Below are 248 nucleotides of genomic sequence, written 5' to 3' on the forward strand. Positions count from 1 at the left end.
CGACCAGTAGCTGAGGAATCCTTGTTCCTTTGGAATTCTGACAAAGCAGTCAATCATTCCTTTATACTGCTGGTCGACCGTAATTTGTTTCGAGGCATGTTGTACCTGTAAAAGTAATTTTACACGTTCAATGGGAGCTACAGCAGTTTTGGAAATAGCAGCCGCAACACCACCGGCAATAAAATCCTTCATAAACGAAATCGGATCAAACCCAGACATGGTTACTACTTCTGCTGTACGCAAGAGAT

1 protein-coding gene is annotated in these 248 nt (G+C 42.7%); it reads right to left on the reverse strand.

Annotated features, from left to right (window positions below):
* Positions 1 to 219: MC/SLC25 family protein (locus BB427_RS03875; protein ID WP_139119012.1), on the reverse strand; the 219-nt coding region annotated here is incomplete at its 3' end.
* Between the last annotated feature and the right edge of the window lie 29 nt (positions 220 to 248).

This window comes from Pseudoalteromonas sp. BMB (assembly GCF_001709235.1).
In the GTDB taxonomy this organism is placed as follows: domain Bacteria; phylum Pseudomonadota; class Gammaproteobacteria; order Enterobacterales; family Alteromonadaceae; genus Pseudoalteromonas; species Pseudoalteromonas maricaloris.